Annotated in this window: 22 protein-coding genes; 10 read left to right on the top strand and 12 right to left on the bottom strand. The window is 71.6% G+C overall.

Translation table 11 applies throughout. The annotated features are described in order from the left end of the window. Positions 1-91 precede the first annotated feature (91 nt). From AB0L45_RS35090 to AB0L45_RS35070, 5 genes are all read left to right on the top strand, one after another. Positions 92-697 (top strand): 2-oxo-4-hydroxy-4-carboxy-5-ureidoimidazoline decarboxylase, encoded by a 606-nt coding sequence (locus tag AB0L45_RS35090; protein ID WP_365847382.1) that lies wholly within the window; start codon positions 92-94, stop codon positions 695-697. A gap of 268 nt (positions 698-965) precedes the next feature. Continuing rightward, positions 966-1346, top strand: a complete 381-nt coding sequence (sdhC, locus tag AB0L45_RS35085) for a succinate dehydrogenase, cytochrome b556 subunit (protein WP_030024133.1) — start codon at positions 966-968, stop codon at positions 1344-1346. A gap of 9 nt (positions 1347-1355) precedes the next feature. Further along, the gene (locus tag AB0L45_RS35080; protein WP_031002750.1) at positions 1356-1838 is read left to right on the top strand and encodes a succinate dehydrogenase hydrophobic membrane anchor subunit; all 483 of its coding nucleotides are present in this window, start codon (positions 1356-1358) and stop codon (positions 1836-1838) included. Positions 1839-1863: 25 nt separating this feature from the next. Further along, positions 1864-3618, top strand: coding sequence for a succinate dehydrogenase flavoprotein subunit (sdhA, locus tag AB0L45_RS35075; RefSeq protein WP_361636290.1), 1755 nt, complete (start codon positions 1864-1866; stop codon positions 3616-3618). Beyond that, entirely contained in the window at positions 3618-4391 is a 774-nt protein-coding gene (locus AB0L45_RS35070; RefSeq protein WP_365847379.1) for a succinate dehydrogenase iron-sulfur subunit, read from the top strand. Before sdhA ends, AB0L45_RS35070 begins: the two co-directional genes overlap by 1 nt. Here the strand turns inward: AB0L45_RS35070 and AB0L45_RS35065 are convergent. Further along, complete coding sequence (locus tag AB0L45_RS35065) at positions 4375-5271, bottom strand: hypothetical protein (RefSeq protein WP_365847377.1); 897 nt, start codon at positions 5269-5271, stop codon at positions 4375-4377. The genes AB0L45_RS35070 and AB0L45_RS35065 overlap by 17 nt on opposite strands. 188 nt (positions 5272-5459) lie before the next feature. After that, complete coding sequence (locus AB0L45_RS35060; RefSeq protein ID WP_365847375.1) at positions 5460-5987, bottom strand: MerR family transcriptional regulator; 528 nt, start codon at positions 5985-5987, stop codon at positions 5460-5462. Between AB0L45_RS35060 and AB0L45_RS35055 the strand changes: the two genes are divergently transcribed. Beyond that, complete coding sequence (locus AB0L45_RS35055; protein ID WP_365847373.1) at positions 5986-6813, top strand: alpha/beta hydrolase; 828 nt, start codon at positions 5986-5988, stop codon at positions 6811-6813. The two genes, AB0L45_RS35060 and AB0L45_RS35055, sit on opposite strands and share 2 nt — an antisense overlap. 205 nt (positions 6814-7018) lie before the next feature. Then, the gene (locus AB0L45_RS35050; RefSeq protein WP_365847371.1) at positions 7019-7996 is read left to right on the top strand and encodes a TetR family transcriptional regulator; all 978 of its coding nucleotides are present in this window, start codon (positions 7019-7021) and stop codon (positions 7994-7996) included. A 174-nt stretch (positions 7997-8170) separates the two neighbouring features. Here AB0L45_RS35050 and AB0L45_RS35045 read toward each other — a convergent pair whose 3' ends face one another. The 5 genes from AB0L45_RS35045 to AB0L45_RS35025 form a co-directional block, all read right to left on the bottom strand. Then, positions 8171-8674 carry an FBP domain-containing protein gene (locus AB0L45_RS35045; RefSeq protein WP_365847369.1) on the bottom strand — a complete coding sequence of 168 codons (504 nt, stop codon included), beginning with the start codon at positions 8672-8674 and terminating at the stop codon, positions 8171-8173. 70 nt (positions 8675-8744) lie between these two features. Further along, positions 8745-9914 (bottom strand): S8 family serine peptidase, encoded by a 1170-nt coding sequence (locus AB0L45_RS35040; protein WP_365847367.1) that lies wholly within the window; start codon positions 9912-9914, stop codon positions 8745-8747. 105 nt (positions 9915-10019) lie between these two features. Beyond that, the gene (locus tag AB0L45_RS35035; protein WP_365847365.1) at positions 10020-11522 is read right to left on the bottom strand and encodes a hypothetical protein; all 1503 of its coding nucleotides are present in this window, start codon (positions 11520-11522) and stop codon (positions 10020-10022) included. An 86-nt stretch (positions 11523-11608) separates the two neighbouring features. Next, complete coding sequence (locus AB0L45_RS35030; protein WP_365847363.1) at positions 11609-11920, bottom strand: hypothetical protein; 312 nt, start codon at positions 11918-11920, stop codon at positions 11609-11611. 411 nt (positions 11921-12331) lie between these two features. After that, positions 12332-12598 carry a hypothetical protein gene (locus AB0L45_RS35025; protein ID WP_365847361.1) on the bottom strand — a complete coding sequence of 89 codons (267 nt, stop codon included), beginning with the start codon at positions 12596-12598 and terminating at the stop codon, positions 12332-12334. Here AB0L45_RS35025 and AB0L45_RS35020 point away from each other — a divergent pair. Next, on the top strand, positions 12597-13985 hold the full coding sequence (locus AB0L45_RS35020) for a D-alanyl-D-alanine carboxypeptidase (protein WP_365847359.1): 1389 nt from the start codon (positions 12597-12599) through the stop codon (positions 13983-13985). The two genes, AB0L45_RS35025 and AB0L45_RS35020, sit on opposite strands and share 2 nt — an antisense overlap. Positions 13986-14035: 50 nt before the next feature. Here AB0L45_RS35020 and AB0L45_RS35015 read toward each other — a convergent pair whose 3' ends face one another. The 3 genes from AB0L45_RS35015 to AB0L45_RS35005 all read right to left on the bottom strand — a co-directional run bounded on the left by AB0L45_RS35015 (position 14036) and on the right by AB0L45_RS35005 (position 16535). After that, positions 14036-14953 (bottom strand): YihY/virulence factor BrkB family protein, encoded by a 918-nt coding sequence (locus AB0L45_RS35015; protein WP_365847357.1) that lies wholly within the window; start codon positions 14951-14953, stop codon positions 14036-14038. Positions 14954-15213: 260 nt separating this feature from the next. Beyond that, complete coding sequence (locus AB0L45_RS35010; RefSeq protein ID WP_365847355.1) at positions 15214-16191, bottom strand: decaprenyl-phosphate phosphoribosyltransferase; 978 nt, start codon at positions 16189-16191, stop codon at positions 15214-15216. Next, positions 16188-16535, bottom strand: a complete 348-nt coding sequence (locus tag AB0L45_RS35005; RefSeq protein WP_365847353.1) for a hypothetical protein — start codon at positions 16533-16535, stop codon at positions 16188-16190. The genes AB0L45_RS35010 and AB0L45_RS35005 overlap by 4 nt, the downstream gene beginning before the upstream one ends. Before the next feature lie 220 nt (positions 16536-16755). On the opposite strand from AB0L45_RS35005, the gene AB0L45_RS35000 reads away from it, so the two are divergent. Together AB0L45_RS35000 and AB0L45_RS34995 are read left to right on the top strand one after the other, a co-directional pair. Then, positions 16756-18246, top strand: a complete 1491-nt coding sequence (locus tag AB0L45_RS35000) for an FAD-binding oxidoreductase (RefSeq protein WP_365847351.1) — start codon at positions 16756-16758, stop codon at positions 18244-18246. 179 nt (positions 18247-18425) lie between these two features. Further along, the gene (locus AB0L45_RS34995) at positions 18426-19181 is read left to right on the top strand and encodes a decaprenylphospho-beta-D-erythro-pentofuranosid-2-ulose 2-reductase (protein WP_365847456.1); all 756 of its coding nucleotides are present in this window, start codon (positions 18426-18428) and stop codon (positions 19179-19181) included. Positions 19182-19218: 37 nt separating this feature from the next. Here the strand turns inward: AB0L45_RS34995 and AB0L45_RS34990 are convergent, their stop codons facing one another. Together AB0L45_RS34990 and trpS are read right to left on the bottom strand one after the other, a co-directional pair. Then, positions 19219-19800, bottom strand: coding sequence for a 2'-5' RNA ligase family protein (locus AB0L45_RS34990; RefSeq protein ID WP_365847349.1), 582 nt, complete (start codon positions 19798-19800; stop codon positions 19219-19221). Positions 19801-19951: 151 nt separating this feature from the next. Next, complete coding sequence (gene trpS / locus AB0L45_RS34985) at positions 19952-20962, bottom strand: tryptophan--tRNA ligase (RefSeq protein WP_365847454.1); 1011 nt, start codon at positions 20960-20962, stop codon at positions 19952-19954. Positions 20963-21210: the final 248 nt, after the last annotated feature.

The following is a 21210-nucleotide window of genomic DNA, read 5'->3' as shown; positions in this document are numbered from 1 at the left end:
GTTCACCCCTTCCGGAGCCGACGGCCCCGCACCTCCGCCGCGGCCGAGCGCTCCGGCCGCCTTGATCAGCGTTCTCCGCCCCGAGGAGCCCATGCAGCCCAGCGATCTCCCGGCCGCCCCGCCGCCGACACCGCTGCGCACTCCCCGGCCCGCCACACCCTCCCAGAAACTCCCGCCGCTGCCGCCACCGCCTCCCGGCAGCACCGCCCCGGCCCGTACGACCGGCCTGGACCGGCTGAACGCCGCCCCGCCGGACGCCGCCGAGGCGGCCCTGCTGCTGTGCTGCGGCAGCCGCCGCTGGGCCCGCCGGCTGGCCGCGCACCGCCCGTACCCGGACGCGGATGCCCTGCTGGCCGCCGCCGACGAGGCCAGCTACGACCTGACCGCGGCCGACCTGGACGAGGCGCTGGCCGGGGAGACCGTCGCGCCGGAGCCGCTCGTCGGCGCGCGCGGCCCGGGCACGCTCGCCGCGCACACCGCGCTGCGCGCCGCGCACGCCGAGTACGAACGCCAGTTCCGGCACGTCTTCGTCATCTGCCTGGCCGGCTTCCGCGACACCGAACTGCTGAACGTGGTGCTCTCCGCGATCCACGACCGGCTCGGCAACGAGCCCGAGGAGGAGCGGGCGATCGCCGCCGACGAGCTGCGCCGGATCGCCCGCGGACGGCTCGCCCGGCTCGCGGCGTCCCAGGACTGAGCAGCGGTCCGCACCGTACGGCCCCGGACCGGGCACCCCGGTCCCGGCCCCCGCCTCGCCCTTTACCCCGTTCCCCCGCCCGAAGTACAGGGCCGGACCGCCCCCGGCGGGTAGCCCGTACGTGCCTGTTTGATCACACCTGAGGACCCCGGCGGGAGGAACCGACAGTCCGTCGCTACGATGGCCGGGGCCGGTGGACCGTACCCGGCCGGGCCAGACCGACAGAGAAGCCGGCAGGCCCCGATCCCCGCTCCCGGAGGGTTTTTCCGTGCCGGCTGGAACGCTGTACCGCGGCCGGGAAGGCATGTGGTCCTGGGTGGCTCACCGAGTCACCGGCGTCCTCATTTTCTTCTTCCTGTTCGTGCACGTCCTCGACACCGCACTCGTCCGCGTCTCCCCCGAGGCCTATGACGACGTCGTTGCCACGTACAAGACGCCACTCGTCAACGTGATGGAGTACGGCCTCGTCGCCGCCATCCTCTTCCACGCGCTCAACGGTCTCCGTGTGATCGCCGTGGACTTCTGGTCCAAGGGACCGAAGTACCAGAAGCAGCTGCTGTGGACCGTTGTCGCCGTGTGGGCCGTCCTGATGGCCGGCGCTTTCTACCCCGTGCTGCAGCACACGCTGCGCACGCTGTTCGGGAGCTGATGACGCGCGATGTCTGCTGAAACTCAATCCCCCGCAGGTCCCGCTGTGAACGACTCCGTCTCCCTGTACGACGTGGACAACCCGGCTCCCGTGATCGAGCCGCCCCGCAAGCGTACGAAGAAGACGCCCAAGACGACCCGTACGAACTTCGAGATGTACGGCTGGCTGTTCATGCGGCTGTCCGGCATCGTGCTGGTCGTCCTGGTCCTCGGCCACCTGCTGCTCCAGCTCGTGCTGGACGGCGGTGTCTCCAAGATCGGCTTCGCCTTCGTGGCCGGCCGCTGGGCCTCGCCCTTCTGGCAGGTCTGGGACCTGGTGATGCTGTGGCTGGCGATGCTGCACGGCGCCAACGGCCTGCGCACGGTCATCAACGACTACGCGCAGCGGGACAACACCCGCTTCTGGCTGAAGATGCTCCTGTACACCGCCACGGTGTTCACCGTCCTTCTGGGCACGCTGGTGATCTTCACCTTCGACCCGAACATCCGCTAGGCCCCGGGGCTGAGGTAACCGACTCATGAAGATCCACAAGTACGACACGGTCATCGTCGGCGCCGGCGGCGCGGGCATGCGCGCGGCCATCGAGGCCACCAAGCGCAGCCGCACCGCGGTCCTGACGAAGCTGTACCCCACCCGCTCCCACACCGGCGCGGCGCAGGGCGGCATGGCCGCCGCCCTGGCCAACGTCGAGGAGGACAACTGGGAGTGGCACACCTTCGACACGATCAAGGGCGGCGACTACCTGGTCGACCAGGACGCCGCCGAGATCCTGGCGAAGGAGGCCATCGACTCGGTCCTGGACCTGGAGCGGATGGGCCTGCCGTTCAACCGCACCCCGAACGGCACCATCGACCAGCGCCGCTTCGGCGGCCACTCCCGTAACCACGGTGAGGCCCCGGTCCGCCGGTCCTGCTACGCCTCGGACCGCACCGGCCACATGATCCTCCAGACGCTGTACCAGAACTGCGTCAAGGAGGGCGTCGAGTTCTTCAACGAGTTCTACGTCCTGGACCTGCTGCTCCAGGACGTCGACGGCGTGAAGAAGTCGGCCGGCGTGGTCGCGTACGAGCTGGCCACCGGCGAGATCCACGTCTTCCAGGCGAAGGCCGTGATCTTCGCGTCCGGCGGCACCGGCAAGTTCTTCAAGGTGACCTCCAACGCGCACACCCTGACCGGTGACGGCCAGGCCGCCGCGTACCGCCGCGGGCTGCCGCTGGAGGACATGGAGTTCTTCCAGTTCCACCCGACCGGCATCTGGCGGATGGGCATCCTGCTGACGGAGGGCGCCCGTGGTGAGGGCGGCATCCTCCGCAACAAGGACGGCGAGCGCTTCATGGAGAAGTACGCGCCCGTCATGAAGGACCTCGCCTCGCGTGACGTCGTCTCGCGCTCCATCTACACGGAGATCCGCGAGGGCCGCGGCTGCGGTCCCGAGGGCGACCACGTCTACCTGGACCTGACGCACCTGCCGCCGGAGCAGCTGGACGCCAAGCTGCCCGACATCACCGAGTTCGCGCGCACCTACCTCGGCATCGAGCCCTACACGGACCCGATCCCGATCCAGCCGACCGCGCACTACGCCATGGGCGGCATCCCGACCAACGTCGAGGGCGAGGTGCTGGCCGACAACACCACCGTCGTGCCGGGCCTGTACGCCGCCGGCGAGGTCGCCTGCGTGTCCGTGCACGGCGCCAACCGCCTGGGCACCAACTCGCTGCTGGACATCAACGTCTTCGGCCGCCGGGCGGGCATCGCGGCGGCGGAGTACGCGGCCACCGCGGACTTCGTCGAGCTGCCGGAGGACCCGGCGAAGATGGTCCAGGAGCAGGTCGAGCGGCTGCGCTCGGCCTCGGGCAACGAGCGGGTCACCGAGATCCGCAAGGAGCTCCAGGAGACCATGGACGCCAACGTGATGGTGTTCCGCACCGAGCAGACGATCAAGACCGCGGTCGAGAAGATCGGCGAGCTGCGCGAGCGGTACCTGAACGTGTCCATCCAGGACAAGGGCAAGCGGTTCAACACCGACCTGCTGGAGGCCGTGGAGCTGGGCAACCTGCTCGACCTGGCCGAGGTGATGGCCGTGTCCGCGCTGGCCCGCAAGGAGTCCCGCGGCGGTCACTACCGCGAGGACTACCCCAACCGCGACGACGTCAACTTCATGCGGCACACCATGGCGTACCGCGAGGTGGCGGCAGACGGCTCGGAGTCGATCCGCCTCGACTACAAGCCGGTCGTCCAGACCCGCTACCAGCCGATGGAGCGTAAGTACTGATGAGCACCTCCACCCTCGAAAAGCACTCCAAGGCCCTGGACGCGGCCGAGGACGGCGCCGCGCACACCATCACCATCACGCTGCGGATCCGCCGGTTCAACCCGGAGGTCTCCGAGGACGCCACCTGGCAGGACTTCCAGCTGGAGATGGACCCGAAGGAGCGCGTCCTGGACGCCCTCCACAAGGTCAAGTGGGAGCAGGACGGCACGCTGACCTTCCGCCGCTCCTGCGCGCACGGCATCTGCGGCTCCGACGCCATGCGGATCAACGGCAAGAACCGCCTGGCGTGCAAGACGCTGCTGAAGGACATCAACCCGGAGAAGCCCATCACGGTCGAGGCCATCAAGGGCCTGACGGTCCTCAAGGACCTCGTGGTGGACATGGAGCCGTTCTTCCAGGCGTACCGGGACGTGATGCCGTTCCTGATCACCACCGGCAACCAGCCGACGCGGGAGCGCCTGCAGTCCGCCGAGGACCGCGAGCGCTTCGACGACACCACCAAGTGCATCCTGTGCGCCGCGTGCACGTCCTCGTGCCCGGTGTTCTGGAACGACGGCCAGTACTTCGGCCCGGCGGCGATCGTCAACGCGCACCGCTTCATCTTCGACAGCCGTGACGAGGGCGGCGAGCAGCGGCTCGAAATCCTCAACGACAAGGACGGCGTCTGGCGCTGCCGTACGACCTTCAACTGCACGGACGCCTGCCCGCGCGGTATCGAGGTCACCAAGGCGATCCAGGAGGTCAAGCGCGCGCTGATCACGCGTCGCTTCTGATCCCGGGGCGCAACCGCTGGAACCTGGTTCCGGTCAGCGACCCGAACCTGGTCGGGAAGCCACGAAGGGCTCCGCCTCCGTACGTACGGAGGCGGAGCCCTTCGGCGTGTCCGGCGCCCGCCTGCGCACGGTGCCCGGACTCCGCCGCCCGTGCCGGGGGCGCCGCGGGGTAGACGAGGACCGGCGGCAGCTCCGTGTCCACGTAGGTGACCGGGTGGGCGCAGAAGTACGACGGCACGAGCAGCAGGCCCCGCCCCTCCAGGCGCAGGTCCCCGTCGCGCGGATAGCGCACCTCCAGGACGGGCCGCCGCCAGCGCATGGCCGGTCCGAAGGTCCGCAGCATGGCCTCGGCGCCGTCCTGGCGCAGCGCGTGCAGCCGCAGCGTACGGTCGGCCTCGACGCGCTGCCCGATCAGCGGCCAGCCGGGGCCCAGGGCGGTGTGGTGGTACGTGCGCAGGCCGCGGGCGAGGGCGCGCAGCGCGGCCGGCTCGCCGTCGGCGAGGGAGCGCATCCAGGAGTGCGGGGCGGCGTGCTGGCCGTGTCCCGGCCGGTGCGCCTGCCCGGCGAGCAGGCCCAGTTCGGCCCGCAGCCGGCGCCGGGGCGTCGTCATCACCGCTTCCAGGCCCGGCTCCACGCCGGCCGTTCCGGCCGCCGGGGTGAGGAAGTCGGGAAAGTAGCCGCGCGGCGGTACGAGCGGCAGCAGCATCCGTAAGGGGCCGGGCCCGTGCCGCGCGGCGTGCTGCCGCCAGGCGGCCAGCGCCGGCTCGGTACGGCTCTCGCGCAGGCGGTGCAGGCTCAGGACGGTCTCCCACAGGGGGTCGGCCCCCTCGGCGATCCGCGTACGGCGCAGATCCTCCGCCGTGAAATGGACACGTAACACAACGATCCCCCGATGCCGTGAACACACCGCTGTTCCCCCGAACAACGGTGCACCCGAGGATCCGACCCGTGGGCCGCATTCCGCAACCCGTACACGCCGCTGAACCCCATTTTGTTCAATGAAAAATGAATGAGAAAACATCTGCGCAGGTCAGCGCGGCCAGTTGGGCACAGCCTGGCGGTACGCCCTCAGGCCGAGCGGAGCGCCATCGCGGCCAACGCCCGGTCCTGGTCCCGGCGTTGGCGCATGACATGCGCGTACGTCGCCAGCGCCTCGCGCCTGCGCGCCAGCTCGGCGATCTCCGCGTCCAGCTGCGCCAGCTGCCGCTCCAGCACCCCGCAGGAGACGTCGCAGAGGACGAGCCCGGGGCCGCCCTGGGCGCACGGCAGCAGGTCGCGGATGGCGTCGGTGCTCAGACCGGTGGCGAGCAGCTCACGGATCCGCCCGACGGTCTCCAGCGCCTCGGGCCCGTAACGGCGGTAACCGTTCGCGTCCCGGTCCGCGCGCAGCAGCCCCTGCTGCTCGTAGTAGCGCAGCGACCGCGCGCTGGCCCCCGAACGCGCGGCCAGCTCCCCGATACGCAGCGAACCTCCCGCGCTCCCCCGCACCCCGCACTCCCCCGCCGCCCGCGCCATCGACTGCCTCCCCTGAAGACCGGCCCCTCGGACCGGCGACTTGACCTTCACACCGGTGTCAGGCGTCAACCTGGTGCGCATGACGAAGATTCCCGCGGTCGCACCGCGCCTTCCCGCCCTGTCCACGACCGTCACCCCCGCCGACCCCGGCGCCGTCCCCGCCGCCCACGGCATCCTCCTCGCCCACGGCGCGACCGGCAGCATCGCCGGCAACTTCGCAGGGCTCATCCCCGCCCTGGCCGCCACCGGCCACACCGTCGTCGCGCCGGACTACCCCGGCTCCGGCCGCACCCCGCGCGCCGACGGCCCCCTGGAGCTCGACGCCCTCGCCGACGCCCTCGTGGCCGAGGCCGTCACGGCGGGCGTCGAGACGTTCACCCTGATCGGTTACTCCCTCGGAACGGCGGTGTCCGTACGGGCCGCCGCGCGCCATCCCGAGCGGGTACGCGGCCTCGTCCTGACCGCCGGACTCGCCAAGCCCGACCACCGCGCGAACGTCTGGCTCGACCTGTGGCTGCGCCTGCTGGACCGCGGCGACTACGCGGGCTTCGCCCAGGCCCGCGCGCTCAGCGGCCTCGCCCCCGAAACCCTCAACGCCCTGCCGCCCGCCGAACTGGCCGCCGTCCTCGACCCGGACCCGGCCCTCCCGCCGGCCGGTTCGGCCGAGCAGGCCGCGCTGGTCAAGGAGGTCGACACCACCGGCGACCTGCCCGGCATCACCGTACCGACCCTGGTCATCGCCGCCACCCGGGACCAGCTCATCCACCCCTCCAACTCGCGCTACCTGGCCGACCACATACCCGGCGCCGAATACGCCGAGATCGAGACCGGCCACGTGCCGATGGTGGAGGGCCCGGAGGAGTGGGAGGCCCTGATCGTGAAGTTCCTGGGGGAGCGGGGGCTGTAGATGGGAGCGGGCGGGAGTGGCGGCCGGGTGTGGCGGCCGGGTGTGGCGGTTGCGGTGGCGGCCAGGTGTGGGGGTGGGCATGGTGGACGGGCATGGTGGCCGGGCATGGCGGACGGGGTGACGGTCGGGCATGGCGGTCGGTGGCGGGTGGCGTGGCGGGGGTGCGGCCCGTAGGGGGGGAGCGGGCCGCATTAAGGTCGATGCCGTGGATGAAGCGACGAGGGCGGATACGGACGGGACGCGGAACGTGACGGACGACGGCGCCCCCGACCGGGGCACGGACCCGGCCCCCGCCGGGAAGCCGGCCCCCTCCGTGGAACCTACCCCCTCCCCGGATTCCACCCGCCCCACAACCCCCACCCGCCCCACAGCCTCCACCCCCTCCCCGGAAACCACCCCCTCCACAGCCCCCACCCCCTCCACAACCTCCACCCCCTCCACAGCGCCCGCCCGGGAGCGGACCCCGCACGGCTCCCGCACCCGTACCCTCATCCTCGAAACCGCCCTCCGCCTCTTCCAGGAACGCGGTTACGACAAGACCACCATGCGGGCCATCGCCCAGGAGGCCGGCGTCTCGGTCGGCAACGCGTACTACTACTTCGCCTCGAAGGAGCACCTGGTCCAGGGCTTCTACGACCGCATCGCCACCGAGCACGCGGCGGCCGTCGCGGACGTACTGGCGACCGAGCGGGACCTGGCGGGACGGCTCCGCGGCGTGCTGCTCACCTGGCTCGACATCGCCGCGCCGTACCACCGGTTCGCCGCCCAGTTCTTCAAGAACGCCGCCGACCCGGACAGCCCGCTCAGCCCCTTCTCGGACGCCTCCGAAGGACCGCGCGAGGCCGCCATCGCGGTGCACCGGCAGGTGCTGGCGGGCGCGGACACCAAGGTCGACCCGGAACTGGCGGCCCAGTTGCCTCAGTTGCTGTGGCTTCAGCAGATGGGCCTGGTCCTGTACTGGGTGTACGACCGCTCGGAGAACTGCGAGCGCAGCCGCCGCCTGGTCGAGCGGACGTCCCCGCTGGTCGCCCGTGCGGTCGCCGCGTCCCGCTTCCGGATCCTGCGCCCCCTGGTACGCGAGGTCACCGACGTACTCAGCGAGTTCGTCTTCCCAGCAGCAGGCGCCGCGGCCCGCCCCACCCCCCGCAAAACCTCGAAACGCCCATCCCCCACACACGACTGACCGACACAGCCCCGGCCGCCCCGAAGCAGAGGAGTTCCCCTCCTCGGCGCTCAACGGCGCCCGCAGCCCCTCCTGGACGCCCCGAGGCCCGTAGCCCCCGAAGGTCACCTTCCACACCCCTTGACCACCCCGGGCACCGGGCCGCTCTCCCCCTCAGCGACCCGGCCCCCACCCTTACTCCCCCTCGAAGACCTTCTCCACAAACGCATCGAGGTTCATCACCAGCCGAGCAATACGGTCAGCCACCGGCAACGTCTCCTCATGCCGCCCGGCCAGCTCGGACTTCTTCTTTCCGCGGACGTACAGCGAACACGCCAGATCCGCGCAGACATACGCCCCGACGGTATTCCCCTGCCGCCCCAGCGGCCCGGCCTTCCGCGCGGCGAGCAGGCTCACCCCGGTCCCGGGATGCCCGGTGACACACAGCGAACACACCGTCGTCTTGGTGAAACTCCGCCGCACCCCCTGCGGCACCCGCAATGTCACCCCGACGACACCGTCCCCCCGAGGCGCCACCAGATAACTCCGGTCCGGCGCCCCAGGATCCCGCCACCCAAGAAAATCCAGGTCCCCCCACACCATCTCCGAAAGCCCCACCGGCAGATTGATGCGGCTCGCCTCCCCCTTCGAGCAATTGACGAAGGAGGCACGTATCTCTTTTTCACCCAACGGATCCATGAGGGGTGAAACTAACAGCCGGTGGTGGGGGCCGTCGCTCGAATTTTCCCGCCTTCTCCGGCGGGTGGTGTCAGCTCCAGGCCTGCGAACGGCCGCGGCGGCGGGAGACCACCACCGCGACGATGACTCCGGCGACCACGACCAGTGCCAGCGCGGCGCCGCCGATGACCATCCACTTGCTCTTCGAGTCGGCGGAAGAGGCGGACTCCTGCCCCTTGGCGGCATCGGCCGCGGGCTGTGCTGCCTTGCCCTGCGGCATGGCCAGCGGCCCCTGAGCCGGGCCTGCGGGGATGTCGCGGGTCAGTGCTGCGGCAGGCTGGATGAATCCGTAGCCGTAGTGCGCGTCGGGCAGTTTGAGGTTCTTGGCCTTCTCCGGCTTGGCCAGGCCCGCCGTCTTCACCAGGCGGTTGGCGATCTGACCGGGGGTGAGGTCAGGGAACTTCTCCCGGAGGAGGGCGGCGGCGGCGGACACGTAGGCGGTGGCCGGCGAGGTGCCGTCGTTCGTGGTGTACGCCGAGTCGCTCGCGCCCTGGGCGAGGGGAATGTCCACTCCGGGGGCGAGCAGGTCGACGGTGTCGTTGTAGTTGCTGCGCGTCCACGCCTCGCCGTACTCATCCACCGCGCCGACGCCGATGACCCCGGGGCAGGCTGCCGGGTAGTTCTTCTTGGCCACTCCATCGTTGCCGACACCCGCGACGACGATGACGCCCTTGTCCAGGGCGTAGCGGATCGATTCGCAGGTGTCCGCGTCGCGGGTGGCGACATAGGACATGTTGATGATGTCGGCGCCGTGGTCGGCGGCGTACCGGGTCGCCAACGACTCGTTCTTGTACGCGGTCAGCGGCATGATCTTCGCACCCGGGGCCAGGCCTTTGATCCCCTGGGCTCCGCCCGCGCCGTGACCGTGCCCGGCGATGATGCCCGCCATGGCCGTACCGTGGTCGCGGATGTCCTGGCCCGGCTTGAGCGTCTCGGAGCCGTCGACGCCCTGGGTGAAGTCCTTCCCCGGCACGAACTGCCCGGAAAGGTCCTGGTGGCTGGTGCGGACCGCCTTCTCGATGAGCGCGACCGTCACCCCCTTGCCGGTGGCCTGCTTCCAGATGTCCTTGGCGCCGAACGCCTCCAACGGCCACTGCTTGCTGCGAATCTGGTCCGCCTGCGCCGTGCCGCCCGCAGCCAGGAGCAGCGCTCCGGTCAGCGCCACGCCCGTACCGGCGCGCAGTGTTCGTGTGACCCTCATGCTTCGCTCCTCGTGTGCGTTCCGTGCGGTCCGGCACCGCCCGGACGAACGCCCCGCCGAGGGGGCGGGGCGGCCGTCCGTGCCAGGGCCCGTGGGCCAGGTTCTCTACTCGATCACGCGTGGCGCCACATTACGCTGCGGGGTCCACGTCTCCTCGTCCTCGACGAGGTAGTCGGGGCGCTTGCTGGTGGTGCGCTCCTTGTCCTCGCCCTTGCCGCGCGCGCCGGGGGCTCCGGCCATGCCCATGCCCTTGCCGCGCTGGTCGGGACGGCCGGCCTGGGTGCCTCCCCGGCTGCGGTGCAGTCCGGAACCGCCCTGCTTGGTACCGCCCGTCGGGCCGCCGGGCTTGCCGGCCACACCACCGGGCGTCCGGGCCTGCGCGCCGCCTCGTGCCGCGCCGCCGCGGCCGGCCGCGCCGGCACCGCCCGCTCCGCCACCGGGCATGCCGGGCACGCCGGAGCGCCCACCGCCCTTGGCTCCGGAACCACCGACGGTGCCCCCGGCCGGCATTCCCGTGCGTCCGGCGCCACGGACACCCCCGGTGCCCTTCCCGGGCGGCATTCCCCCGGGAAGACCCGGGATGCCGGGCAGCTGCTGCTCCTTCGACGTCTTACCGCCACCGATGCCGGGCCCACCGCCGGGCCGGTCCAGCAGGCCGGGACCACCGGTGCCGGGCATGCCCTTCTGCAAGCCGTCCAGGCCCGTACGCACCGGCGGCGGCGAGGCCGGCTTGACCTGCGGACTCCGCAGGCCGGGAGGCACGGCGGAGCCGCCCGGAACCCGAGGCGCACTGGGGGTCACGGCGGTCGGGCGGGGCCGCGTACCGCCTGGCGTCGGCATGTTCACCGGCGGCGGCGGTGGCGTCTGGGCCGGGGGCGAGGGCCAGTCGCCGCCGCCTCCCGGCAGAGGGCGGTCGTCAGGATAGACGCCGCTCTGCGCCCGGTAGTTGGCCGCCAGCTCCTCCATGACGATGACCGCCTCGACCTGGCGCTCCTTGCTCAGGGAGAGGTTGTCCCGATTGAGTTCGAGCGCCATCTTGGCGTCCATCTTCGGGTTGGCCATGTCCTTGTGGAACTGGGAGTCGTCGCCCTTCTCGTCCCCCACCTTGTCCCAGAACCCCGGGTCCTTGATCTTCGACATGGCCTTCTTCGCCTCACGGAGGTTGTGGGCGACGCCTGCCTGCTCACCACTCGCGCGGGTGCCGATCAAGGTCTGCTCGACGTTGCGGGAGTGCCCGTACGTCCGGTCGATCTTCTCCAGGACCTGGCGCGCCTCGCGCCGGAACGCGTCGGCGGCCTTGCCCTCCCAGTGGGCCGTGGCGTGGTCGACAGCCTCCATGAACGCCTTGCGGATGCCGCCGCGGCCGTCCTCGCCGGCCAGCCGGTCGGCGGACGCCCGCCAGTGCTTGCCGGACGTCTCGATGGCGTCGGGATCGGCGTTCTCGATCATCGCGCGGAGCGCGTCGATCCCGTGGTGGTGGAAGTCGGAGGCGGAGGCGCGAATGACGCGGTGGTTCTTGAACGACTTCAGCCGCTCGTCCCGCTCCTCCGCCTTCCGCTGCCGCTCCATCGTCTTGGCGCTCTCGTACTCCTGCCGGGCGTCAACCACACCGGCCCCCCTTCGTCGTCATCGCTCACTCACCGCCACGGCACCGTTCCGCACACCGGTGCCGTCCTCCGCCTCGCCGGAGCACCTCAGCCGTTCATCGAGACCTTGGCGTTGTGCTCCTGGTCCTCGTACGCCCCTCTGCTGCGCTCGGTCTTGTCGCCGAAGTCGCGGATCAGGTCCTGGAGCGCCTTGACGGTCTGCGCCATGTAGTCCTGCATGTCGTCGTGCGCGGAGGAGAGGTCGGAAGCTTCGATGAAGTTGCTGCCGAAGGCCGACTTCGGGATGGTCGTGCTGTACTTGACCTTCTGGCTGGGTTCGTCCATGTCGGCCTGGAGCCTCTTGAGCTGCCGCACGACGTTGTCCAGTTCGTGCAGGTCTACCTTGTACTGCTCACCCACGACTACTCTCCCCGTTCGCCCCGTGTGTCACGCTCGTCGCCGTCGCGCTTCGCTGTCGATACCATGCGATAAGAGCAACGTAAAGACAGTCAATGCTAGGGAGTTGCGAGACGCAAGCGCAAGATCGTAAGCCTCGCTGTACCCGTTCTGCGACGTACGCGTGCTGCGATCAGTGTGGCACTGCGGCAGCAGGCACCTCTCGCACCCCCAGGCACGATGCCGGGTCACCTTTTGGGCGACGCTCCCCTGGCTGCCGGTGATCGCCCGGCCGACCCGCCGAGACTCCGGACCCAGCCGCGGCACAGGCACGGCCCCACGGCGGCTCTGCTCCGGCAGCCGGACCGCGCATACCGGCGCCCCCGTCCGAGCATGTGTGAGTTAGCGCACTGGTGACGGGCGCGAGGGCTCGGGTCAGGACGCCGTGCCCTCGATCTCCCCAGTGGCCCTGGTGAGGGCGCGGACGCCGCGGAACCCGATCACTCCGATTGCCGTCCCCAAGAGAAAGGACGTCACCGCGAGCGCGAGGTGGACCCAGAAGTAGGCGGTGGGGTCACCCGCGTCGTCGAAGGCGAGGCCGCTCCCGTCCTTCCAGAGGTTTTTGGCGAAAGTGATCCAGATGAACCAGCTCCATACCCCGAACGCGAGCAGGAACCAGGAGACGGGGCGCGAGAGCTTCATGGAATCCAGTATGGGCAGCGGCTCCATCCGGCGGTCGGCCGGGGCACTCTTCCGTGGGGTGGTGTCCGGGGCGTCCGCGCCGACGGGTACGTTCACTGACGTGCCGACCATCTCTGACGTTCATCCGACCGCCGCGCCGTCCGGGGCCGCGCGCGCCGTACGGCGCCGTGCGCTCCCCCGTACCGGCGCCGCTCTGGCCGGCACCGCCGTCCTGCTGCCGCCGCTGCTGCTCGCCTCGCCCGCGTACGCCGACGAGAAGCCGAAGGCGCCGGCGCCGCCCGCCGAGATGTCGAAGGTCGGGGGCGGCCGGCTGGGCCAGGCCGGTACGCAGGTGCAGCTCAAGCCGGGGGCGCCGAAGCTGCCGGCGGACATCACGGCGCGTTCCTGGATCGTCTCGGACGCCGAGAGCGGCAAGGTGCTGGCCGCGCACAACGCGCACTGGCAGCTGCCGCCGGCCAGCACGCTGAAGATGCTGTTCGCCGACACGGTGCTGCCGAAGTTCCCCAAGAACCAGAAGTACACGGTCAAGCCGGCCGACCTGGCGGGTATGGGCGCGGGCAGCAGCCTGGTGGGGATAAAGGAAAATCTGAGTTATACGGTCCGGGACCTTTGGCTGGGGGTTTTCCTGCGGTCCGGGAACGACGCCGTGCACACCCTGTCCGCGATGAACGGCGGTACGGCCAAGACCGTGCAGGAGATGCAGAAGCAGGCCGAGGCGCTGAACGCGGCGGACACCCATGTCGTGACGCCGGACGGGTACGACGCGCCGGGGCAGGTCTCCAGCGCGTACGACCTGAGCCTGTTCGCGCGCGCGGGGCTGCAGAACGCGGACTTCCGGGAGTACTGCTCCACGGTGAGCACGCAGTTCCCGGGCGAGGTCAAGGACGGCAAGCGCGGGTCGTTCGGCATCCAGAACACGAACCGGCTGCTCAGCGGGGATTACGACGTCAAGCCGTACCCGGGCATCGCGGGCGTGAAGAACGGCTACACCACCAACGCCGGCTCGACCTTCACCGGAGTCGCCCAGCGCGGCGAGCGCAAGCTGCTCGTCACGGTCATGAACCCGGAGAAGAAGGAGCACAACGAGGCGTACAAGGAGACGGCCAAGCTCTTCGACTGGGGCTTCGCGGCGGCGGACAAGGTCGAGCCGGTCGGCAGGCTGGTCGGCCCGAGGAGCGAGGAGGGCGACGCCCGGACCGGCGGCGCCAAGCTGGACGGGGACAAGGCGAAGGCCGGCATGGAAGACACGGCCGGCGGGTCCGGGGGCGTCTGGACCGCTCTGGCGATCACCGGTGGAGCGCTGGTGGTCCTGGGCGGTCTGGTCTTCGCGGTACACCGCCGCTGGCCGCTTCCGGAGCTGATGCGGCGGCGCGGGGGGCGGCACTGACAGCACCGGCGACATCCGAGGGCCAGGAGGTGAGGAATAGGGGGTGAGGACTAGGGGGCAGGGGCTGGGGAGCTGGGGGCTCGCTCGTCGCAGTCCAGTGACTTCCGTGCCGACTCCGGGTCGCAGCGCTGTGTCGCTGTCCAGGCTGCGCAGAAGACCACCAGCTTGGCGGTGAAATTGATCCACAGGAGCAGGGCGATGGGGGTGCCGAAGGCGCCGTACATGCTCTTGGCGGCGACGCCCTGGAGGTAGCCGCTGAGCAGGAGTTTGAGGAGTTCGAAGCCGACGGCTCCGATGAAGCCGGCGATGACGACGGCGCGGCGCGGCGGGTGGACGCCGGGGAGTTTGGTCAGGACGTAGGCGAGCAGCAGGAAGTCGGCCAGTACGGCGATGCAGAAGCCGGCCGCGGAGAGCAGGACGCTGCCGACGCCGCCTTCCGCGAGGCCGAGGGCCTTCGCCGCCTTGCCGACCGCGGAACTGGCGAAGCCGGAGCAGGCCAGGGAGGCCAGGGCGGTGCCGCCGAGGCCCAGGAGCAGGGCGCCGTCCTTGAGTTTGGCGACGAAGAAGTTGGTGTCCTCGTCGTCCTTCTCCCAGACCGCGCGCAGGCAGTCGCGCAGGGACTCGACCCAGCCGACGCCGGTGAAGAGCAGGGCGACGGCGGCGATGATGCCGACGGTGGCGGCTTTGTCGACGAGTGCGCCGAGGTCGAGCTGGCCGGAGATGCCGGGGATCTGGTCGGCGATCTTCGATTGCAGCTCGTGCAGCCGGCGCTCGTCGAGCAGGGCGGCGCCGAGCGCGGCGGCCACCGTCAGCAGCGGGAAGATCGCCACGAAGCTGGTGAAGGTGATCGCGGCGGCCAGCCGGGTCCAGTGGACGCGTTGCATGCGTTCGTACGCCCGCCAGAGGTGTGTGGTCATCAGCCAGGACACGGCCGGGCCGATGACCGGGAGCTTGCTCAACCATTCCATGGGCCCCGCCTACCCTTCGTCAGCCTTCGACACCATCTGTACAGGTATGTCGCTCGCGTGGCCGAAGACTAGCGTCCGCGTACCCCGGAAACGCGCGCATGCCGCCGGCGCCATGCCGACGCCCGCGCCCCTGCCCGTGCCCGTGCCCGTGCCCGGGACGGTGCCCGCCGTGGCGGAGGTCAGGCCGTGGACGTGGTGCGAGACTTCGACACGCCGACACGCCGACACGCCGAGACTCCGACACGCCGAGACGAGCGTGGTCACACGTCCGCGACGGCCATCGCGTACAGCCCGGTCCAGACCACCCCGATGACGGCCAGCGGGCGGTCCCGCAGGACGACGTCCTCCGGGGCGCCTGCCGTGCCCCGGTCGGCGAAGACCGCGTAGCGCAGTACGGCGAGGGTGAACGGGACCATGGAGAGCTGGCGCCAGGGCAGGACGCCGGTGGTGGTGCCGCCGCTCTCCAGGGCCCACAGGCAGTACGCGAGGACGGCGCCGCCCGCCGCGAGCTGCCACACGAAGCGCAGGTAGCCGTCGCTGTACTCGCGCAGCAGGGGGCGGGTCGCGCCCTTGTCCGTCCGCTCCTCGCCCGCCGCCCGGAGCGCTTCCGAGTAGCGCTTGGCGGCGACCATGAACAGCGCGCCGAAGCCCGCGGTGATCAGGAACCAGCGGGACAGCGGGATGCCGAGCGCGGGCCCGCCGGTCATGGCGCGCATCAGGAAGCCGGTGGTGACCACGGCGAGGTCGACGACCAGGACGTTCTTCAGGCTGACGCAGTAGGCGAGCTGCATCAGGAGGTACGCGGCGAGGAGGGCGGCGGTGGCGGGGTTGCACAGGACGGCGGCGGTGAGCGGGGTGAGGACGGCGAGCAGGCCGCCGGCCGTGTAGGCGACGGGTACGGGGACCTCGCCCGCGGCGACCGGGCGGCGGCACTTGTCGGGGTGGGCGCGGTCGGCCGCGGCGTCCCGTGCGTCGTTGACGAGGTAGACGGCGGACGCGGCGGCGGTGAAGAGGAGGAACAGGAGCGGGAGTTGGAGGAGGGTGCGGTGGAGGAGGAGGTCGCCGGCGGCGGCCGGCGCGGCGGCCACCAGGACGTTCTTGGTCCACTGGCGCGGACGGGCGGTGCGCAGCAGGCCCAGGGGCAGGCCGCGGGCGCGGGCGCGTAGGCCGGGTGGGGTGGCGGGGGTCGCGCCGGGTCCGGGCGGCGGCTCCTCCAGGAGGGCGGTCTGTTCGGTCACGGCCGTGCCTCGCGTGCGCCGTGCACGCCGGAAAGGGAGGACGGACATGCGGTCCGTACGAGGGGGGCGTGGCCGGGCAGCTGGGGGCGCGGGCGGCGCACGAGGGGCTTGGGGCCGGCGTGCATCAGGTGGGCACCGCAGCTCGGGGCCGTACCGCGGAGCCAGGCGGGGCGCCGGGGCCGGTCGGCCGCGGCGCCCGCCGGCCCGGCGGCGAGCCAGAGCGCTCCGTGCTCGCCGCCGTGCGCGAGGGCACGGGCCACGGCGGCCGCCCGCGGGTCGGTCCCGCGGGTGCGCAGCGCGACGAGCAGGCGGTGATCCATCTCTTCGGGGGACAGCGGGGTCACCTCGATCCGGTTCGTGCCGGCCCACCGGGCGGACCGCCCGCTTCGTGCGGTCCGCCCGGCGCCTATCCCTCAAGCCCTTGGGGGCTCCGCGAACGACTTTCCGGGGCCCCGCGCGCCGTGTCGTCGCGATTAGCCCATCCACCCCATTAATCACTCTTTTCGTGCGGAGAGGGGGCGGACAGCTGTTTGTCCGGTCATGCGCCGCATTACGGTCACTGGCATGTCGTCACGCGCCGGCCCGCCCGGCTCCCGCACCGCCTCCGGCCGTACCGCCTCAGACCACACTGCCTCGGGCCGTACCGTCTCGGGCCCTACCGCCTCAGGCCACATTGCCTCGGGCCGTACCGTCTCCGACCGCACCGCCCCGGTCCGTACCGCCTCCGTCACCGGCTGGGGCCGTACCGCGCCCTCCACCGCGCGGCTGGTCCGCCCGGGCTCGTACGAGGAGGCCGTGGCGGCGGTGCGGGAGTGCGGGGCGCGCGGCGGGATCGCCCGGGGCCTCGGGCGGGCCTACGGGGACGCGGCGCAGAACGCGGGCGGTGTCATCTGGGACATGACCGGCCTGGACCGCATCCGCCGTTTCGACGCCGGGACGGGTGTCGTGGAGTGCGAGGCGGGGGTCAGCCTGCACCGGCTGATGGAGGTGCTGCTGCCGCTGGGCTGGTTCGTACCGGTCACGCCGGGCACGCGGTACGTGACGGTCGGCGGCGCGGTCGGCGCGGACATCCACGGCAAGAACCACCACGTCGCGGGCTCCTTCACCCGGCACGTACGGTCCTTCGACCTGCTCACGGCGGACGGCGCGGTGCGCACGGTGCGGCCGGGCAGCACCCTCTTCGACGCGACCGCCGGCGGGATGGGGCTGACCGGGGTGATCCTCGCCGTGACGGTCGGCCTCGTCCCCGTACGGACGTCGCTGATGACGGTGGACACCGAACGCGCGGCGGACCTGGACGACCTGCTGGCGCGGCTGTCCGCCACCGACCACCGCTACCGCTACTCCGTCGCCTGGATCGACCTGCTCGCGCGCGGCGCGGCGACCGGGCGCGCGGTGCTGTCCCGCGGTGACCACGCCCCGCCGGACGCCCTGCCGGACCGTGCCCGCCGCGCGCCGCTCGCCTTCCGGCCGGGGCGGCTGCCGCCCGCTCCCCGGGGGTTGCCGGACGGGCTGCTCGGGCGGCGGTCGGTGGGCCTGTTCAACACGTTCTGGTACCGCAAGGCGCCCCGGCGCCGGACCGGCGAGTTGCAGACGATCTCCGCGTTCTTCCATCCGCTGGACGGGGTGCCGCACTGGAACCGTGTCTACGGGCGCGGCGGCTTCGTGCAGTACCAGTTCGTGGTCGGGTACGAGGCCGAGGACACGCTGCGGTGGGTCGTGGAGCGGATCGCGGCGCGCGGCTGCCCGTCGTTCCTGGCCGTGCTCAAACGGTTCGGCGCGGGCGGTCCGGGGTGGCTGTCCTTCCCGTTCGAGGGCTGGACGCTGGCCCTGGACATTCCGGCCGGGCTGCCCGGTCTCGGCGCCTTCCTCGACGAGCTGGACGAGGCGGTGGCGACGGCGGGCGGCCGGGTCTACCTGGCCAAGGACGCCCGGCTGCGGCCGGAGCTGGTCGATGTCATGTATCCGCGTGCGCCGCGGTTCCGCGCGCTGCGGGCCCGGCTGGATCCGCGCGGGGTCTTCACGTCCGATCTTTCACGGCGCCTCACCCTGTGACCCTGGCCCTACGGCCATCGCCTCTGTGATCCCCGCCCTGTGACCCTCGCCCTACGGCCATCACCCCTGTGATCCTCCCCCTATGACCCTCGCCCTACAGCCATCACCCCTGTGACCCTCCCCCTGTGAGCGGACCGGCGCCCCGGCACCCCAGCCCCTCCTCCCCCAAGGACTCCCCCATGAAGGACGCCTTCGGCTCCCCGCAGTCCCTCCTGGTCCTCGGCGGCACGTCCGAGATCGCCCTCGCCGCCGCCCGCCGCCTGATCGCCCGCCGCACCCGCACGGTCTGGCTGGCGGGCCGCCCGTCCCCCGCGCTGGAGGACGCGGCCGGGCAGCTGCGCGCGCTGGGCGCCGAGGTCCGTACGGTCCCCTTCGACGCGCTGGACACCGGCAGTCACGAGGTGGCCCTGGGCAAGGTCTTCGCCGAGGGCGACATCGACGTGGTGCTGCTGGCCTTCGGGGTGCTGGGCGGCCAGGGGCCCGCGCAGACCGAGCCGTCCGCCGCGGTGCGGGTCGCGCAGACGAACTACACGGGCGCCGTATCGGCGGGTCTGGTCTGTGCCCGGTCGCTGCGGGTCCAGGGGCACGGTTCGCTGGTGGTGCTGTCCTCGGTGGCGGGCGAGCGCGCGCGGCGCTCGAACTTCGTGTACGGGTCCAGCAAGGCCGGCCTGGACGCGTTCACGCAGGGGCTGGGGGACGCGCTGTACGGGACGGGCGTGCACGTGATGGTCGTACGGCCCGGCTTCGTACGGACCCGGATGACGGCGGGCCTGGAGGCCGTGCCGCTGGCCACGACGCCGGAGGCGGTCGCCGGGGCGATCGAGGCGGGGCTGCGGCGGCGGAGCGAGGTGGTGTGGGTGCCGGGGGCGTTGCGGCCGGTCATGGCCGTGCTACGGCATATGCCACGGGCACTGTTCCGACGGCTGCCGGTGTGACGGTCGACCGCCCCTCCCGGAGACCGGTCTCCGGGGCCTACCGCGTCGGCGTAGGCGGCCGGGAGAGATCCGCCTGGCGCGGCACGCCCGAGGCCGGAGCCCCGAACGGGTACTCCCGCTCCAGCCGCCACACCCCGTCCGCGCCCTGCTCGTACAGCGCGAACCCGCCGATCGTCCAGGCGGCCTCGAAGTCCTTCAGCGCCACGAACGCCCGGTCCATGGCCTCTTCGGAGATGCCGTGCGCGACGGTCACGTGCGGGTGGTAGGGGAACTGGAGCTCGCGGGCGCAGGGGCCGGACGCGGCGCGTACCCGCTCCTGGAGTGCGGTGCACTCCGCCTCGCCCTCGGCCAGCTTGACGAAAACCACCGGGGACAACGGCCGGAAGGTGTCCGTGCCCTCCAGGCGGAGCCGGAAGGGCCCGAAGCCCGCGGCGACCTCGGCGAGGTGCTCCTCGATGGCGGGCAGGTCCTCCGCGCGGGCCTCCGTGGGCGGCAGGAGGGTGATGTGCGTGGGGATGCCGTGTGCGTGAGGGTCGCCGAAGCTTGCGCGCTGCTCCTGGAGGAAGCTGCCGTACGGCTCCGGGACCGCGATCGAAACGCCGAGCGTTACGGTCCCCACTGCGTTCTCCCTCCTGAAGCTGTCGTCGGCCCCGGATGCCAGTGTGCCGGGTGGGCCGCCCCCACGGCGACCGTCCTTGGTCCCGCCGTACCCGGGCCCGAAGGCCCTGTACGGCGGCGGGCCGGGGCGCGTGGGGCCCCGGCCCGGCCGGTCAGTGCTTGGCGGGCAGGAACCCGATGCGCTCGTACGCCGAGGCCAGCGTCTCGGCGGCCACCGCGCGGGCCTTCTCGGCGCCCTTGGCCAGGATCGAGTCCAGCGTCTCGGGGTCGTCGAGATATTCCTGCGTACGGTCCCGGAAGGGTGTGACGAAGTCGACCATGATCTCCGCGAGGTCGGTCTTGAGGGCGCCGTACATCTTGCCCTCGTACTTCTTCTCCAGGTCGGCGATGGACTCGCCGGTGAGCGTGGAGTAGATCGTCAGCAGGTTGGAGACGCCCGGCTTGGCCTCGGCGTCGTAGCGGATCACCGTGTCGGTGTCGGTGACCGCGCTCTTGATCTTCTTGGCGGAGACCTTGGGCTCGTCCAGGAGGTTGATGATCCCCTTGACCGACGAGGCCGACTTGCTCATCTTGACCGACGGGTCCTGGAGGTCGTAGACCTTGCCGGTCTCCTTGAGGATGTACGGCGCCGGGACGGTGAAGGTGTCGCCGTAGCGGCCGTTGAACCGCTCGGCGAGGTCGCGGGTCAGCTCGATGTGCTGGCGCTGGTCCTCGCCCACCGGGACCTGGTGGGCCTGGTAGAGCAGGATGTCGGCGATCTGCAGGATCGGGTACGTGAACAGGCCGACGCTGGTGCGGTCGGCTCCCTGCTTGGCGGACTTGTCCTTGAACTGGGTCATCCGGCTGGCCTCGCCGAAGCCGGTCAGGCAGTTCATGACCCAGGCGAGCTGGGCGTGCTCGGGGACGTGGCTCTGGATGAAGAGCGTGCAGCGCTCCGGGTCGAGGCCGGCGGCCAGCAGCTGGGCGGCGGCCAGCCGGGTGTTCGCGCGCAGCGCCGTCGGGTCCTGCGGGACGGTGATCGCGTGCAGGTCGACCACCATGTAGAAGGCGTCGTGAGACTCCTGGAGGGCCACCCACTGGCGGACGGCGCCGAGGTAGTTGCCGAGGTGGAAGGAGCCGGCGGTGGGCTGGATCCCGGAGAGTACACGAGGCAGACGCTGCATGGCGGAGCCATCCCCCTGGGGGCGGTGGTGGGCGACGAGCGGGCGATCAAGAGCCATGGGAGTCATTGTCTCAGGTCCGTGGGACGCAGCGGCGCGCGGCTGGGCAGAGGTGGGGGCACGGGACGTACGGGCGGGAGCACGGCCAGGGGGACGGGGGTGCGGGGCCCGGCGTACGGGGCGCGGGGCCGGAGCGGATCTCCGTCTCCGACATGCCCAGGACCTTGGCGAGCCGGCCGAGTACGGCCTTG

This window comes from Streptomyces sp. NPDC052496 (assembly GCF_040679095.1).
GTDB lineage: Bacteria > Actinomycetota > Actinomycetes > Streptomycetales > Streptomycetaceae > Streptomyces.
Note: the sequence above shows the minus strand (reverse complement) of the source record. Positions and strands in the feature narration are given on the sequence as shown.